The 14650-nt window shown below is 65.5% G+C and carries 18 protein-coding genes; all 18 read right to left on the bottom strand.

All coding sequences use genetic code 11. From position 1 onward, the window contains the following. Nucleotides 1-568, bottom strand: a 568-nt coding sequence (locus tag Q0L30_RS19645; RefSeq protein WP_296660045.1) for a HisA/HisF-related TIM barrel protein, incomplete at its 3' end; no start/stop codon positions are given. Between the two features lie 18 nt (nucleotides 569-586). Continuing rightward, a complete protein-coding gene (gene hisA / locus Q0L30_RS19640) occupies nucleotides 587-1339 on the bottom strand; it encodes a 1-(5-phosphoribosyl)-5-[(5-phosphoribosylamino)methylideneamino]imidazole-4-carboxamide isomerase (protein WP_296660043.1) in 753 nt (250 codons plus the stop codon). A 142-nt stretch (nucleotides 1340-1481) separates the two neighbouring features. Next, nucleotides 1482-2123 carry an imidazole glycerol phosphate synthase subunit HisH gene (hisH, locus tag Q0L30_RS19635; protein WP_296660040.1) on the bottom strand — a complete coding sequence of 214 codons (642 nt, stop codon included), beginning with the start codon at nucleotides 2121-2123 and terminating at the stop codon, nucleotides 1482-1484. 301 nt (nucleotides 2124-2424) lie between these two features. Continuing rightward, nucleotides 2425-3012: an imidazoleglycerol-phosphate dehydratase HisB gene (hisB, locus tag Q0L30_RS19630; RefSeq protein ID WP_296660039.1), complete on the bottom strand. Its 588-nt coding sequence runs from the start codon at nucleotides 3010-3012 to the stop codon at nucleotides 2425-2427. A gap of 51 nt (nucleotides 3013-3063) precedes the next feature. Then, nucleotides 3064-4140, bottom strand: a complete 1077-nt coding sequence (hisC, locus tag Q0L30_RS19625) for a histidinol-phosphate transaminase (protein WP_296660036.1) — start codon at nucleotides 4138-4140, stop codon at nucleotides 3064-3066. A 186-nt stretch (nucleotides 4141-4326) separates the two neighbouring features. After that, complete coding sequence (hisD, locus tag Q0L30_RS19620; protein WP_296660035.1) at nucleotides 4327-5646, bottom strand: histidinol dehydrogenase; 1320 nt, start codon at nucleotides 5644-5646, stop codon at nucleotides 4327-4329. 113 nt (nucleotides 5647-5759) lie between these two features. After that, nucleotides 5760-6449, bottom strand: a complete 690-nt coding sequence (gene hisG, locus Q0L30_RS19615; protein ID WP_296660032.1) for an ATP phosphoribosyltransferase — start codon at nucleotides 6447-6449, stop codon at nucleotides 5760-5762. Next, on the bottom strand, nucleotides 6446-7708 hold the full coding sequence (murA, locus tag Q0L30_RS19610) for a UDP-N-acetylglucosamine 1-carboxyvinyltransferase (protein ID WP_296660030.1): 1263 nt from the start codon (nucleotides 7706-7708) through the stop codon (nucleotides 6446-6448). Before murA ends, hisG begins: the two co-directional genes overlap by 4 nt. A gap of 123 nt (nucleotides 7709-7831) precedes the next feature. Beyond that, entirely contained in the window at nucleotides 7832-8071 is a 240-nt protein-coding gene (locus Q0L30_RS19605; RefSeq protein ID WP_293033908.1) for a BolA family protein, read from the bottom strand. Nucleotides 8072-8097: 26 nt separating this feature from the next. Next, the gene (locus tag Q0L30_RS19600; RefSeq protein WP_296660027.1) at nucleotides 8098-8862 is read right to left on the bottom strand and encodes an ABC transporter permease; all 765 of its coding nucleotides are present in this window, start codon (nucleotides 8860-8862) and stop codon (nucleotides 8098-8100) included. Next, complete coding sequence (locus Q0L30_RS19595; RefSeq protein WP_296660025.1) at nucleotides 8859-9785, bottom strand: ABC transporter ATP-binding protein; 927 nt, start codon at nucleotides 9783-9785, stop codon at nucleotides 8859-8861. The genes Q0L30_RS19600 and Q0L30_RS19595 overlap by 4 nt, the downstream gene beginning before the upstream one ends. A 277-nt stretch (nucleotides 9786-10062) precedes the next feature. Continuing rightward, entirely contained in the window at nucleotides 10063-10335 is a 273-nt protein-coding gene (locus Q0L30_RS19590; protein ID WP_296660023.1) for a lipid asymmetry maintenance protein MlaB, read from the bottom strand. Further along, nucleotides 10332-10967, bottom strand: a complete 636-nt coding sequence (locus Q0L30_RS19585; protein ID WP_296660021.1) for a phospholipid-binding protein MlaC — start codon at nucleotides 10965-10967, stop codon at nucleotides 10332-10334. The genes Q0L30_RS19590 and Q0L30_RS19585 overlap by 4 nt, the downstream gene beginning before the upstream one ends. A 163-nt stretch (nucleotides 10968-11130) precedes the next feature. Then, nucleotides 11131-12066 carry a VacJ family lipoprotein gene (locus tag Q0L30_RS19580; protein ID WP_296660020.1) on the bottom strand — a complete coding sequence of 312 codons (936 nt, stop codon included), beginning with the start codon at nucleotides 12064-12066 and terminating at the stop codon, nucleotides 11131-11133. Between the two features lie 11 nt (nucleotides 12067-12077). Continuing rightward, nucleotides 12078-12617, bottom strand: coding sequence for an outer membrane lipid asymmetry maintenance protein MlaD (mlaD, locus tag Q0L30_RS19575; RefSeq protein WP_296660018.1), 540 nt, complete (start codon nucleotides 12615-12617; stop codon nucleotides 12078-12080). A gap of 51 nt (nucleotides 12618-12668) precedes the next feature. Then, the gene (mlaE, locus tag Q0L30_RS19570) at nucleotides 12669-13445 is read right to left on the bottom strand and encodes a lipid asymmetry maintenance ABC transporter permease subunit MlaE (RefSeq protein WP_296660016.1); all 777 of its coding nucleotides are present in this window, start codon (nucleotides 13443-13445) and stop codon (nucleotides 12669-12671) included. Continuing rightward, a complete protein-coding gene (locus Q0L30_RS19565; RefSeq protein WP_296660014.1) occupies nucleotides 13442-14263 on the bottom strand; it encodes an ABC transporter ATP-binding protein in 822 nt (273 codons plus the stop codon). Before Q0L30_RS19565 ends, mlaE begins: the two co-directional genes overlap by 4 nt. A 167-nt stretch (nucleotides 14264-14430) precedes the next feature. Further along, nucleotides 14431-14650 (bottom strand): thiamine phosphate synthase (locus tag Q0L30_RS19560; protein ID WP_296660012.1); only part of this gene is annotated, 220 nt, incomplete at its 5' end.

The raw sequence follows: 14650 nt of genomic DNA, 5'->3' as shown, positions 1-14650 counted from the left end.
GCAGGATCAGGTCGCGCTGGTCCGAGGTGGCCGTGATGTCGAGGAAGGTGAGCTCGTCGGCGCCCTGGTCGTCGTAGCGGCGCGCGATTTCGACGGGGTCGCCCGCGTCGCGCAGCTCGACGAAGTTAACGCCCTTGACGACCCGCCCAGCGGTCACGTCGAGACAGGGAATGATGCGTTTGGGTAGAGCCATGATCTTGCCGATGTTGCCCGTCGATTGAATCAGTGGATGTGCCTGCTGGCGATTGGTCTGCAACCTGATGCGTCGTGGCGGGCGCAGCCCGTTGCGGCCTGCCTGCGCGATTTTGCCGCGCCGCCGCCGAATCCCTGCGCCGCCCTGCCCGTGCGCTCGCGTGCTTTCACGTACTTGCGCGTACTTGAGCTCGCGGCAGCCGGATTCATTGTCGCGCGCTTTGCCGCCCGTGGCGACCCGCACGAACCGCACGAACTGCCCGCCATGCGCCGCGATCCTGTTGGGAAACGTCTTGTGCCAGCGATGGCAATACTGCAGATCCGCACGCCGCGACAGGACCGGAAACCGGGCCTGTCGTACATGTTGGCCCGGCATGAAACGCCAGGCGGCGCGTCACGCGTCGTCAGATTCGCGCAGGCTGTCCGCACGCGTCTGCGCCTGCGTGAAATCGAGGTCGCCCGAGTAGATCGCGCGACCGCAGATCACGCCTTCGACGCCCTCGCCCTCGACCTCGCACAGCGCGTCGATGTCGGCGAGATTCGACAGGCCGCCGCTCGCGATGACTGGAATCTTCACCGCGCGCGCAAGGCGTACCGTCGCGTCGATGTTGATGCCCTGAAGCATGCCGTCGCGGCCGATGTCGGTGTAGATGATCGACTGGACGCCGTAGTCCTCGAACTTGCGCGCGAGATCCACGACTTCATGGCCCGTGAGCTTGCTCCAGCCGTCGGTCGCGACCTTGCCGTCCTTGGCGTCGAGGCCGACGATGATATGCCCCCCGAATGCCGTGCACGCTTCCTGGAGGAAGCCCGGGTTCTTCACGGCAGCGGTGCCGATGATCACGTACGAGAGGCCGTCGTCGAGGTAGCGCTCGATCGTGTCGAGGTCGCGGATGCCGCCGCCGAGCTGCACGGGGATCTGGTCGCCGACTTCCGCGATGATCTCGCGGATCGCGTCTTCGTTCTTCGGCTTGCCTGCGAACGCGCCGTTCAGATCGACGAGGTGCAGGCGGCGCGCGCCGCGCTCGACCCAGTGTCGGGCCATGGCCGCCGGGTTCTGGGAGAAAACCGTCGCCTGGTCCATATCGCCTTGCTTAAGGCGCACGCAGTGACCGTCTTTGAGATCGATGGCCGGAATCAGCAGCATAGCTATCGGGGGATATCTGGGAAATAAAGTGGAATTCAGCCGACGCCGGGAAAAAAGGTCAGATCCGGCGCCGCTTCGCTAGTTTAGTACAACTCTTTCCGCACTCTTGCAGACGCAAAGCCGACAGGGTTCGCTCGCGCAATCATGGGTTCCAGTGGACGAAATTGCGATAGACCCGCAAGCCCGCCGCGGCGCTCTTTTCCGGGTGGAATTGAGTGGCGAAGATGTTATCCCGCGCCACCGCAGAGGTAAACGCCGCGCCGTACGGCGTTTCGCCCACCGTGTGCGCCGCATTGTCCGGCACAACGTAATAACTGTGCACGAAGTAAAAATAGCTGTCGTCGGGCACGCCTTCCCAGAGCGCATGGCCGCGCGCCTGGTGGACGATGTTCCAGCCCATCTGCGGCACCTTGAAGCGCGAGCCGTCGTCCTGAAGCCGGCCTTGCAACTCGAAGCGCACGACCTTGCCGGGCAGCAGGCCGAGGCCCTTCGTGTCGCCCTCGGCGCTCCAGTCGAACAGCATCTGCTCGCCGACGCACACGCCCATCAGCGGCTTCGTGCGCGAGGCCTCGATCACGGCTTCCTGCAGGCCCGATTCGGCGAGACTGCGCATGCAGTCGGGCATCGCACCCTGGCCCGGCAGCACCACGCGGTCCGCTGCGCGAATCGCCTCGGGATGCTCGACGATCGCCACATCGGCTTCCGGTGCGGCCTGCCTCAGCGCCTGGGCCACCGAACGCAGGTTGCCCATCCCATAATCCACAATCGCAATTGAAGTTTTCATCTCGAATCAGGCCGCTCGGACCTTGCCCTTCGCTTTGGCTTTACGTGACTTCGCGTGACTTTGTATGTCACGACGTGACATTACGTGACACTCCGTGGCGACGGAAACGCGCGCGTCCGCCTGTGTGCCGTCCCAACAGATCCTGCCCGTGCGCTCGCGGTTCGCATTCACCGGACACGCAATGTGACCGTGGCGCAGCGCACCGCGGCTTCAGGCAGCCCGACGGCCGCACAAGCGCCTCACAAGCGCGCGACGCGTACCGCTTTCGCGTATCCGTTCGCCCGGGTGGGTGTTTCGCTCGTTAGAGGCTGCCCTTCGTCGACGGGATTTTGCCCGCCGCGCGCTCGTCCAGTTCGCTCGCCATTCGCAGCGCGCGGCCGAACGCCTTGAATACGGTTTCCATCTGGTGGTGAGCGTTCAGCCCGCGCAGGTTGTCGATGTGAAGCGTGACGCCCGCATGGTTGACGAAGCCGCGGAAAAACTCGATCGACAGATCGACATCGAACGTGCCGATACGCGCACGCGTGAACGGCACGTGGAATTCGAGGCCCGGGCGTCCCGAGAAGTCGATGACGACGCGCGACAGCGCCTCGTCGAGCGGCACATAGGCATGACCATAGCGGCGGATGCCCTTCCTGTCGCCGATGGCCTGCGCCACCGCCTGTCCGAGCGTGATGCCGACGTCCTCCACCGTATGGTGGTCGTCGATATGCGTGTCGCCCTGCGCCTCGATCTCGAGATCGATCAACCCGTGTCGCGCAATCTGGTCGAGCATGTGGTCGAGAAACGGCACGCCGGTCGCGAGCTTTTGCTCGCCGGTGCCGTCCAGATTGATCTTGACGCGGATCTGCGTTTCGCTGGTGTTGCGAACGACTTGCGCGACGCGCATGGCAATTTCCTTCAGTCAGCCGATAACAGGAGAGTTAGAGAACGAAGCCCGTCACTTGAGCACGAGCTTCAGTGCAGCGAGAAGCTGCGCGTTTTCGTCGGGCGTTCCGACAGTCAAACGGACGCAATTCGCCAGCAATGGGTGCATTTTACTCACGTTTTTGATCAGAACCCGCACGCCCAGTAGCGTATCGAACACAGCGGCAGCGTCGGGCACGCGCACGAGCAGGAAATTGCCGGCGCTCTCGAACACCTCGGCACCCGGCAGACTCGCCACCTGGGCGGCCAGCACCGCGCGCTCTGCACGCAGTTGCGCGGCCTGCGCATCGAGCACGTCGATGTGGTCGAGCAGGAAGCTCGCCGTCGCCTGCGTGAGCACGTTCACGTTGTACGGCGGGCGCACCTTGTCGAATTCGTTGAGCCACGTCGCCCGCCCGGCGAGATAGCCGAGACGGATTCCGGCGAGCCCGAGCTTCGACATCGTGCGCATCACAACCACGTTGTCGAACTCGCCCGCGCGCGGCATCCAGCTTTTCTGCGCGAACGGCTGATAGGCCTCGTCGATCACGACGAGGCCGTTCGCGTCCTGTGCGGCCGCAACGATGCGCTCGATTGCGGCGTCGTCGAAGAGCGTGCCGGTCGGGTTGTTCGGGTAGGCGAGCCAGATCACCGCAGGGCGGTGTTCGGCAATCGCGGCGAGCATCGCTTCGGTATCGAGCGTGAAGTCGGCCGCGAGCGGCACGCCGACGAATTCCGCCTGGGCGAATTTCGCCGAAATCGCATACATGACGAAGCCCGGCACCGGCGCGAGCATCTTCGCGCCCGGCTTCGCACACGCCATCGTGATGATGCTGATGATTTCGTCCGAGCCGTTGCCGAGCAGCACGTCGCACTCGGCGGGCACGTGCATCGCTATCTTGAGCTTCGCGATGAGCGTCTCGGGGCGCGGCGCCGGATAGCGGTTCAGCGCGACCTGCGCCAGATGCTCGCCGAGCTGGGCGGCGAGCGCGGCGGGCAGCGAAAACGGGTTTTCCATGGCGTCGAGCTTCACGAAGCCGGTGGCGTCGGGGACCGGATAGCTCGTCATCGCGAGTACGTCGCGACGGATGATGTCTCGTGGCGTTGTCATATTGGGCCCGCCCGCCCTCGCGAACGGGGCAGGCGCTTGCGAGCGGCTTCAAGGCCGCTCTGGTTGTCGTCAGGTCTCTCGCGTGTGGAACGTCAGCTATCCGTGCGCTATCCGTGCCTTATGCGTCCGTGTCTCGCACGGCGAGCCGGCGGGCGCACGGCGCCCGCCAGCGGGTTTAAAGCGGGTTCAAAGCTGCTTCATACGGTATTCGGCACTGCGCGCATGCGCCTGCAAGCCCTCGCCGTAAGCCAGCTCCGCGGCGATCTCGCCGAGCGTCTGCGCGCCTTCGGCGCTGACCTCGATGAGGCTCGAACGCTTGATGAAATCATAGACGCCGAGCGGCGACGAAAAACGTGCGGTGCGCGAGGTGGGCAGCACGTGATTCGGCCCCGCGCAGTAGTCGCCGAGACTCTCGCTCGTGTAGCGGCCCAGGAAGATCGCGCCCGCATGGCGGATTTCGGTCCCCCACTTCTGCGGCTCCAGCGCCGAGATTTCGAGGTGCTCCGGCGCGATCTCGTTCGCGATCGCGCAGGCTTCCGCCATGTCGCGCACCTTCACGAGCGCGCCGCGATTCGTGAGCGACGTGGCGATCACGTCGGCGCGCGGCATCGCGGGCAGCAGCTCGTCGATTGCGTCTTCCACGCGCTTGATGAACGCCTCGTCCGGGCACAGCAGGATCGACTGCGCGAGTTCGTCGTGCTCGGCCTGCGAGAACAGATCCATCGCAACCCAGCGCGGATCGGTCGTGCCGTCGCACAGTACGAGAATTTCCGACGGCCCCGCGATCATGTCGATGCCGACCGTGCCGAACACGCGGCGCTTGGCCGACGCGACATAGGCGTTGCCGGGGCCGCAGATCTTGTCGACGGCCGGGATCGTGGCGGTGCCGTAGGCGAGCGCCGCCACGGCCTGTGCGCCGCCGATCGTGAATACGCGATCGACGCCGCCGAGCAGCGCCGCCGCGAGCACGAGCGGGTTCTTCACGCCGTCCGGCGTGGGCACGACCATGACGATCTCGCGCACGCCCGCGACCCGCGCCGGAATCGCGTTCATCAGCACCGACGACGGATACGCAGCCTTGCCGCCCGGCACGTAAAGCCCGACGCGGTCGAGCGGCGTGATTTTCTGGCCGAGCACGGTGCCATCGGATTCGGTGTACTGCCAGCTATGCGTGCCGCACTCGATGCGCTGCTTCTCGTGGTAGCCGCGCACGCGCGCCGCCGCCGCTTCGAGCGCCGCGCGCTGCTTCGGCTCGAGGCTCTCGAGCGCCGCTTCGAGCTCGCTGAACGGCAGTTCCAGCGCCGCGACGCTCGTCGAAGCGAGGCGGTCGAAGCGGTTCGTGTACTCAAGCACGGCGGCATCGCCGCGCGCTTTCACGTCGGCGAGGATCTGCGCCACCGAGCGCTCGATCGCCTCGTCCTCGCTCGCCTCGAACGCGAGCACCGCGTGCAGCGCCTTCTTGAAGCCCTCGGCGCCGGAATCGAGTTTGCGAATCGTGATTGCCATGCTGATATCCATCCGTATCGGTTATGCGCGGGTCAGGCGCGTGACGCATGCGCGCGCGGGCGGCGCTTTCGCCCGCTTTTGGCCGCTGTTGCCCGCTGTTGCCCGCTGTTGCCCTATGCAGCCTGTTCGCCGCGGTGCGACGCGCGCTCGAACGCGTCGATGATCGGGCGCAGTGCGGCGCGCTTCAGCTTGAGCGCTGCCTGGTTGACGACGAGGCGCGACGAGATCGGCATGATCTCCTCGACTTCGACCAGATTGTTCGCGCGCAGCGTGCTGCCCGAACTGACGAGGTCGACGATCGCATCGGCGAGGCCGACGAGCGGCGCCAGTTCCATCGAGCCGTACAGCTTGATGAGGTCGACGTGCACGCCCTTCGCCGCGAAGTGCTGCCGCGCGGTTTCCGTGTACTTCGTCGCGACACGCAGACGTGCGCCCTGACGCACGGCGCTCGCGTAGTCGAAACCGGCCGCCACCGCGACCGACATGCGGCAACGCGCGATGTCGAGGTCGACCGGCTGGTACAGGCCGCTGCCGCCGTGTTCGAGCAGCACGTCCTTGCCCGCCACGCCGAAATCGGCCGCGCCGTATTCCACGTAGGTGGGCACGTCGGACGCGCGCACGATGATGACGCGCAGGTTCGGATCGGTGGTCGGCAGAATCAGCTTGCGCGAGGTCTCCGGATCTTCGGCCACGTGCACGCCCGCGGCGGCGAGGAGCGGCATCGTCTCTTCGAAGATGCGGCCCTTCGAGAGCGCGAGCGTAAGCGGCGCGCCGGCGGCTGCGGCTGTGCAGACTGTGCTCATGCTGCGTTCCCCTTGATGCGCTTCACGTTCGCGCCGATCGCGTTGAGCTTCGCCTCCATGCGGTCGTAGCCGCGATCGAGGTGATAGATGCGGTCGATCAGCGTCTCGCCCTCGGCGCACAGGCCCGCGATCACGAGACTCGCCGACGCGCGCAGGTCGGTCGCCATGACCTTCGCGCCCGACAGCTTCTCGACGCCCGTCACGAGCGCGGTGTTGCCGTCGATGGTGATGCGCGCACCGAGCCGGTTCAGCTCCTGCACGTGCATGAAGCGGTTCTCGAAGATCGTTTCGACGACCTGCGAGGTGCCGTCCGCGACCGCATTGAGCGCCATGAACTGCGCCTGCATGTCGGTCGGAAATGCCGGGTATTCGGAGGTGCGCACGTTCACGGCGCGCGCGCGCGCGTCCATGCGCACGCGCATCCAGTCGTCGCCCTCTTCGATCGTCGCGCCCGCTTCGCGCAGCTTGTCGGTGACGGCGTCGAGGATGCGTCCGCGCACGTGGCGCAGCGTGACGTCGCCGCCCGCCGCCGCGACGGCGCACAGGAACGTGCCGGCTTCGATGCGGTCGGGAATGACCGTGTGTTTCGCGCCGTGCAGCTTCTCGACGCCCTGGATCACAAGACGGTCCGTGCCGATGCCGTCGATCTTCGCGCCCATCGCGACGAGCAGATGCGCGAGGTCGCCTACTTCGGGCTCGCGCGCGGCGTTTTCGATCACCGTCTCGCCATCGGCGAGCACCGCGGCCATCAGCAGGTTCTCCGTGCCGGTGACCGTAATCATGTCGGTGACGATGCGCGCGCCCTTCAGGCGCTTCGCGCGCACCTCGATGAAGCCGTGCTCGATGTTGATCTCGGCGCCCATCGCCTGCAGGCCCTTGATGTGCTGGTCGACCGGGCGCGCGCCGATTGCGCAGCCGCCCGGCAGCGACACCTTCGCCTCGCCGAAGCGCGCAACGAGCGGCCCGAGCACGAGGATCGACGCACGCATGGTCTTCACGAGCTCGTACGGCGCGACGAGGTTCGTCACGTTCGCGGCATCGAGCTGCACGTGATTGCCCGACTGCTCGGTGCGCACGCCCATCTGGCCGAGCAGCTTAAGCGTCGTGCGCACGTCCTGCAGGTCGGGCACGTTGTCGAGGTGGACCGGCTCCGCGCTCAGGAGACCCGCGCAGAGAATCGGCAGCGCGGCATTCTTCGCGCCCGAAACGGTCACTTCCCCTGCGAGCTTCTGCCCGCCGACGATGACGAGTTTGTCCATGCCTGAGGTTTCCTGATCGGTGCGGCCAGCCCGCGGCGGCGCATCTTCTTTCGTGTGAACGGCGCCACTGGCGGCGCCGTCCTTATCCTGGGTATCCTGGGTGATTCGCACTGATATTCCAGATTAACCGTTCTGCCATTCGGCGGGCGTGAGCGTTTTCATGCTGAGCGCGTGCACTTCCGCGCGCATGCGCTCGCCGAGCGCGGCGTAGACGAGCTGATGACGCTGGATCGGGCGCTTGCCTTCGAAGGCGGCCGAGACGATGGTCGCGTAGAAGTGCTGGCCGTCGCCCTTCACTTCGAGGTGCTCGCACGGAAGGCCTGCGGCGATGTACTGCTGGATCTGATCTGGAGTCGGCGACATGGAAAGAGGCTCCTGTGCGAAGAGGTTCAGTGGCGCAGCTTGTAGCCGGTCGCGAGCATGCGCATCGCGAGCGCGGCCAGCGCCACGAAAAAGACGAAAACAATCGTAAGGCTCACGAACGGATTGATATCGGACAAGCCGAAGAAACCGTAGCGAAAGCCGTCGATCATGTAGAAAAACGGGTTGAGCCGCGACACTTCACGCCACACGGGCGGCAGCGAATGCGTCGAGTAGAACACGCCCGAAAGGAACGTGAGCGGCATGATCAAAAAATTCTGGAACGAGGCGAGCTGATCGAATTTCTCGGCCCAGATGCCCGCGATCAGGCCGAGCGTGCCGAGAATGGCCGAGCCGAGCACCGCGAACGCGATGATGAAGAGCGGTGCGGCGAAGCCGAGCGGCACGAACCAGATCGTCACGATGAATACGCCCGCGCCGACCGCGAGGCCGCGCAGGATCGAGGCCAGCACGTAAGCCGCGAAAATCTCCGGGGCGGCTAGCGGCGGCAGCAGAACGAACACGAGGTTGCCGGTGATCTTCGACTGGATCAGCGACGACGAGCTGTTCGCAAACGCGTTCTGCAGCACGCTCATCATTACGAGGCCGGGAATCAGGAAGCTCGTGTACGTGACGCCGGGATAAACCTCGACGTGGCCGGAGAGCGCGTGCCCGAAGATCGTCAGATAGAGGAGCGCCGTGACCACGGGCGCGAGCACGGTCTGGAAGGCAACCTTCCAGAAACGCAGCACTTCCTTGTAGAAGAGCGTACCGAAACCGCTATAACCGCTCATGCGAGCCCCTCGATGGCTTCCGGCGCACTCATCACCTGCACGAAAACATCCTCCAGATCGGCCTTGCGCACTTCGATTTCATCGAGCTTGCAGCCGTTCTCGCGGCACAGCGCGAGAATCCGCTCGACGTCTTCGTAGCCCGCAAGACGCAGCAGATGCTCGCGCGCGTTGACGTTCGACGGATCGACTTCGAGCGCGCGCAGCTCGGCAGGCAGCACGCCCGCGGAAAAACGCACGAACAGCTGCATGCCCGCGAAGCGCCGCAACAGCGTGTTGGTGCGCTCGAGCGCGACGACCTCGCCGCGACGCAGCATCGCAATGCGGTCGCACAGCGCTTGCGCTTCTTCCAGGTAGTGCGTGGTCAGCACGATCGTGTGGCCCTCGCGGTTCAGGCGCGAGATGAATTTCCAGAGCGTCTGGCGCAGCTCGACGTCCACGCCGGCAGTCGGCTCGTCGAGCACGATCACGGGCGGACGGTGCACGAGCGCCTGCGCGACCAGCACGCGGCGCTTCATGCCGCCCGAGAGCGCACGCATGTTGACGTCCGCCTTTTCGGTGAGATCGAGGTTGGCCATGATCTCGTCGATCCACGCGTCGTTGTTGCGCAAACCGAAGTAACCGGACTGGATGCGCAGCGTCTCGCGAACCGTGAAGAAGGGATCGAACACGAGTTCCTGCGGCACGACGCCGAGATTGCGGCGCGCGTTGCGGTAATCGTGGACCACGTCGTGGCCGCGCACGTCGATCGAGCCTTCGTCGGCGCGCGCGAGTCCCGCGAGAATGCTGATGAGCGTCGTCTTGCCCGCGCCATTCGGGCCGAGCAGCCCGAAGAACTCGCCTTCTTCGACCGTGAAAGTGACGCCTTTGAGCGCCTGAAGCGCCTTGTAGCTCTTCTTGACGTTACGAAAATCGATGGCTGGCATGACTTGAGCGCCGCCCGTCTCATGCCGGTGCGGCCGAAAAGTACATCAATGCTGCGGGGAAAATCCGGAATTCGGGGACAGCCTGTGTGGCGACCGCGTTGCCGTCCGCAGCGTCGAACGCCCGGCGGCAAATCCCAAAAAACGTTTGATTATAGGGCAAAAGTCCGGGGCAAAAGTCCGGGGCAAGAGTCGCGCTGCCCGACTGGCCCGAAGCGCAAAGCGGCGGCGGACCCTGTGTTGCCGTGGCCGGTGGTCCGCCGCGCGCGTCATGAGTGCGTCAATGTCGCCCGTTCAGGAGCGGATCGACGCCGTAGGCTTGCGCGAGGCTCGCAAGTTTGGGCGGAAGGTTGAGGACGTCGAGCGCGGCGCCGCGCGCCCGTGCGGCGCGCTGCCAGGCGATCAGCACGGCAAGCGCCGACGAATCGAACTGCGAGAGTTGCGCGCAATCGACGGCGGTCGCGCCCGCCGCGATCCGCGCGAGCCCCGCCGAGAGCACGCTGTTGGCGCTCGCGTGAGTCAGATTGACGCCAGCGTCGAAACTTGCGCTCACGAGTTCTTGCCCGCCGCGAGCTGCTGGTTGCGTTGCGTGAGGAACTGGATCAGTCCGTCCACGCCGCCCTGCTGGATCTTTTCCTGGAACTGCTGCTGATAAGCCTGGATCAGCCATGCGCCGAGCACGTTGATGTCGTACACGCGCCAGCCTTGCGGCGTCTTGTAGAGGCGGTAGTCAAGCTCGATCGTCTGGCCGTTGTTCAGCACGGTCGAACGCACGACCACGTCGGTATCGTCCGGATTCGCGCGGAACGGCTTGTACTGGATCTGCTGGTCGCGCACCTGGGCGAGCGCGCCCGAGTACGTGCGAATCAGCAGCATCTTGAACTGGTCGATGACCTGGGCCTGCTGCTCGGGCGTCGCGGTGCGCCAGTTACGGCCCATCGCGAGCTGCGTCGTGCGGCGGAAGTCCATGTACGGCAGGATCTTCTGGTCGACGAGCTGCGTGATCTTCGTTATGTCGCCCGACTGGATCGACTTGTCGCCGCGGATCTGGTCCATCACCTGCTGCGTGATGGTCTTGACCATCGCATCCGGATTGCTGCTGTCCACCGCCTGGGCCGATGCCGACGCGGCGCCGGCCGTCGCAAAAAATGCTGCAAAAAGCGCAAACAGAAAGAATTTTTTCATATCAAATCCTGCGAGTTGGGGAGGAAGCACCCCGGTGGAGCCAACGATATCACGCGAGTTCAAGCGCGCTCCAGCCTTAAACTGCGACGATTGTGCGACAAGCGTTTCCGGCTGTTACGTCAGACAATGCCGCCCGGGCAGTGCGCCAATGCGTGCCAGTACATCAGCGCAAGCGCAATGCCGGGTAGCCGAAGTGCGTGGGCGGAATCATCTGATCGGCCGGAACCGTCGTCGAGCCGGGGCCCGAGGCGCCTTGCGGCGCCGCGGCGCCCGGCGCTCCAGCCGGTGCCTGCCCGCCGGCGGGAACCGCGGGCGCCGAAGCGCCAGCCGGAGCCGCCGCACCCTGATCGCCCTGGTCGTAGTTCGGCGGCGGCGCTTCGCCGTAGTCCGGCAGATTCGACGACGATGCGCCCGCCTTGCCGTCCGACAGCAGAAACTGGCGGCGCTGCAGGTAGGTATTGCGTACGAACGAATACTTGTCGATCGCGGCGCCTTCGAGCAGCTCGCTCGCGCCGAGCAGATTCGCCCGCGTGCTGACGACGTTCAGACCGTACAGCCCCCAGCTGAGCGCGGCGGGATCGACGTAGCTGAGCGGGTTGATGAAATAGTTGCCCGCTGTGCCGATGCCATCGCGCACCGTGCTCGGCCCGAGCAGCGGCAGCACGAGGTACGGACCGGCCGGCACGCCATAGTGGCCGAGCGTGAGGCCCAGATCCTGGTTGTGCTTGGGCAGCTTCGCGACCGTCGCCACGTCGAACAGGCCGCCGACGCCGAAGACCGTGTTGATCACCACCCGCATGATGTCCGAGACGCCGTCGGCGATCTTCAGCTGCAGCAGGTTGTTCGCCGCGTTGTAGACGTCGCCGATATTCGAGAAGAAGCTCGTGACGCTGGTGCGCACCGGCTGCGGCGTCACCTTCACGTAGCCCTTCGCGACCGGCTTGAGCGCGTATTGGTCGACCTTGTCGTTGAATGTGAAGACCGTGCGGTTGAAGCCTTCCCACGGATCGTCCTTCGACGGCGTCTGCACTGTCGCGCAACCCGCCATCGTCATTGCCGCAACCCCAATTGCCGCGGCGCGCATACGCATCGTGGTCATTTTTTACCCCCTTACTTGCCAGCCGTGTCCGAGCCTGCCGCGGCAGGCGCCGGAGCGGGTGCCGCACCTGCGCCGCCCGCCGGCTTGTTTGCACCCGAATCGGCCGCCTTGCTGTACAGGAACTGGCCGATGAGATTTTCGAGCACGATCGCGGACTGCGTCATCGCGATGGTGTCGCCTGCCTTGAGCATTTCGGAATCGCCGCCCGGCTCGAGGCCGATGTACTGTTCGCCGAGCAACCCGGCGGTCAGGATCTTCGCGGACGTGTCCTTCGGAAACTGGTACTGCTGGTCGATGTTGATCGTCACCAGCGCCTGGTAGGTGTTCGAGTCGAAGCCGATCGACGCGACGCGGCCCACCGTCACGCCCGCGCTGCGCACCGGCGCACGCGGCTTGAGGCTGCCGATGTTGTCGAACTTGAGCTTCACCGGGTACGTCGCCTGGAACGACAGCGAGCTCATGTTGCCGGCCTTCAGCGCGAGAAACAGCAGCGCGACAAAGCCCAGCACCACGAACAGCCCGACCCAGAAATCGAGAGCATTCTTTTTCATCGTCATCCCAATCAGAATCCATTGCGGCGGCGAGCGGACCTGCGGCCCGGCCTAGCTAAACATCAGGGCGGTGAGCAGGAAGTCGAGGCCGAGCACCGCGAGCGACGCGTACACGACCGTCTTCGTGGTCGCCCGCGAGACGCCTTCGGGCGTCGGCTTCGCCTCGTAACCCTGGTAGAGCGCGGTGAACGTCACGGCGAAGCCGAACACGATGCTCTTGACCACGCCATTGCCCACATCCGTCCAGACGTCCACGCCGCCTTGCATCTGCGACCAGAACGCGCCTGCATCGACGCCGATCAGCACCACGCCGACCACATAGCCGCCGAGGATGCCGACCGCGCTGAAGATCGCCGCGAGGATCGGCATGGCGACCACGCCGGCCCACATGCGCGGGGCGACCACGACCCGCACCGGGTCGACGGCCATCATCTCCATGGCGGTAAGCTGCTCGCCGGCCTTCATGAGGCCGATTTCGGCGGTGAGCGACGTGCCCGCGCGCCCCGCGAACAGCAGCGCCGTGACGACCGGCCCGAGTTCGCGCACGAGCGAGAGCGCGACGAGCAGGCCGAGCGCCTGCTCGGACCCATAGCGGTTCAGCGTGTAGTAGCCCTGCAGGCCGAGCACGAAACCGACGAAGAGCCCCGAGACGGCAATGATCAACAGCGAATAATTACCGACGAAGTGGATCTGCTTCGTGACAAGGCGCGGGCGGCGCAGGAGCGGGAAAAATTCCAGCACGAGGCGCACGAAGAATCGGGCCGCGTGGCCCGCGCGTGTGATCGTCTCGATCACGATGCGCCCGAGCAGGCTGATTGCGCCGGTCATGTACGGTCTCCGCCAATGCCGAAGTCCGCCGAAAGCGGCACGTTCGCCGGGTAGTGAAAACGGAACGGACCGTCGGGTGCGCCGTCGATGAACTGGCGCACGGTCGGGTCGGTCGAGGCGCGCAGTTCTGCTGGCGTGCCCTGTGCATGCACCTTGCCGTTGGCGAGGAAGTAGACGTAGTCGGCGATGGCGAACGACTCGGGCACGTCGTGCGAGACGAGGATGGATGTCGCGCCGAGCGCGTCGTTGAGCGTGCGGATCAGATTGGCCGTGATGCCGAGCGAAATCGGATCGAGGCCCGCGAAGGGCTCGTCGTACATCATGAGTTCCGGGTCGAGCGCGATGGCGCGCGCGAGCGCGACGCGCCGCGCCATGCCGCCCGAGATCTCCGAGGGCGCGAGGTCGCGTGCGCCGCGCAGCCCGACCGCGTTGAGCTTCATGAGCACGAGGTCGCGAATCAGTTCTTCGGGGAGATCGGTGTGCTCGCGCAGCGCAAAGGCGACGTTTTCGAACACGGACATGTCGGTGAAAAGCGCGCCGAACTGGAACAGCATGCCCATCTTGCGGCGCAGCGTATAAAGGCCCTCGCGCGACTGCGCGCCGACATCCGCGCCATGGAACAGCACCTGGCCGCGCTGGGCTCGCACGAGGCCGCCGATCAGGCGCAGCACCGTTGTTTTGCCGCCGCCCGAGCCACCCATGACCGCCACCACCTGGCCGCGCCCAAAGCGCATATTCAGGCCGGACAGGACGAGCCGGTCGCCATAGCCGAAATCGACGTCGCGCAGCTCCAACAGGGTCTCAGAGGATGATGGCACGTAGGCTGACAATGCATTTACACGAAGGCGGGATTATAGGGCCATCATGGAAAAAAAGCCGTGACGCGCCCCGTCCCGAACGTCGGCCGGTCACCACAAAACAACACAAACCGGCCCCCTTGACCGACGGCGCATAAGTGCGACTCAGGCGTCCGGTCGAGGGGGCATTATTGCGTAAACGCGTTTTGCAGCGCAGCGACGGCCGCAGCCGGATCGGCCGCCTCGGTGACAGCACGCACGACCGCCGCGCTGCCCACCCCCGTCGCGAGCACCTGCGGCAGCACTGCGCCGTCGATGCCGCCGATCGCCACCAGCGGCGCAACGCCGTCCAGAAGCTTCACGTAGCGCGCAAGCCGCGCCAGGCCCTGCGGCGCGGTCGGCATAACC

Origin of the sequence: Paraburkholderia sp. (genome assembly GCF_024281035.1) — a bacterium.
GTDB lineage: Bacteria > Pseudomonadota > Gammaproteobacteria > Burkholderiales > Burkholderiaceae > Paraburkholderia.
The sequence above is the reverse complement of the archived record's forward strand: the minus strand, read 5'-3'. Positions and strand labels throughout refer to the sequence as shown.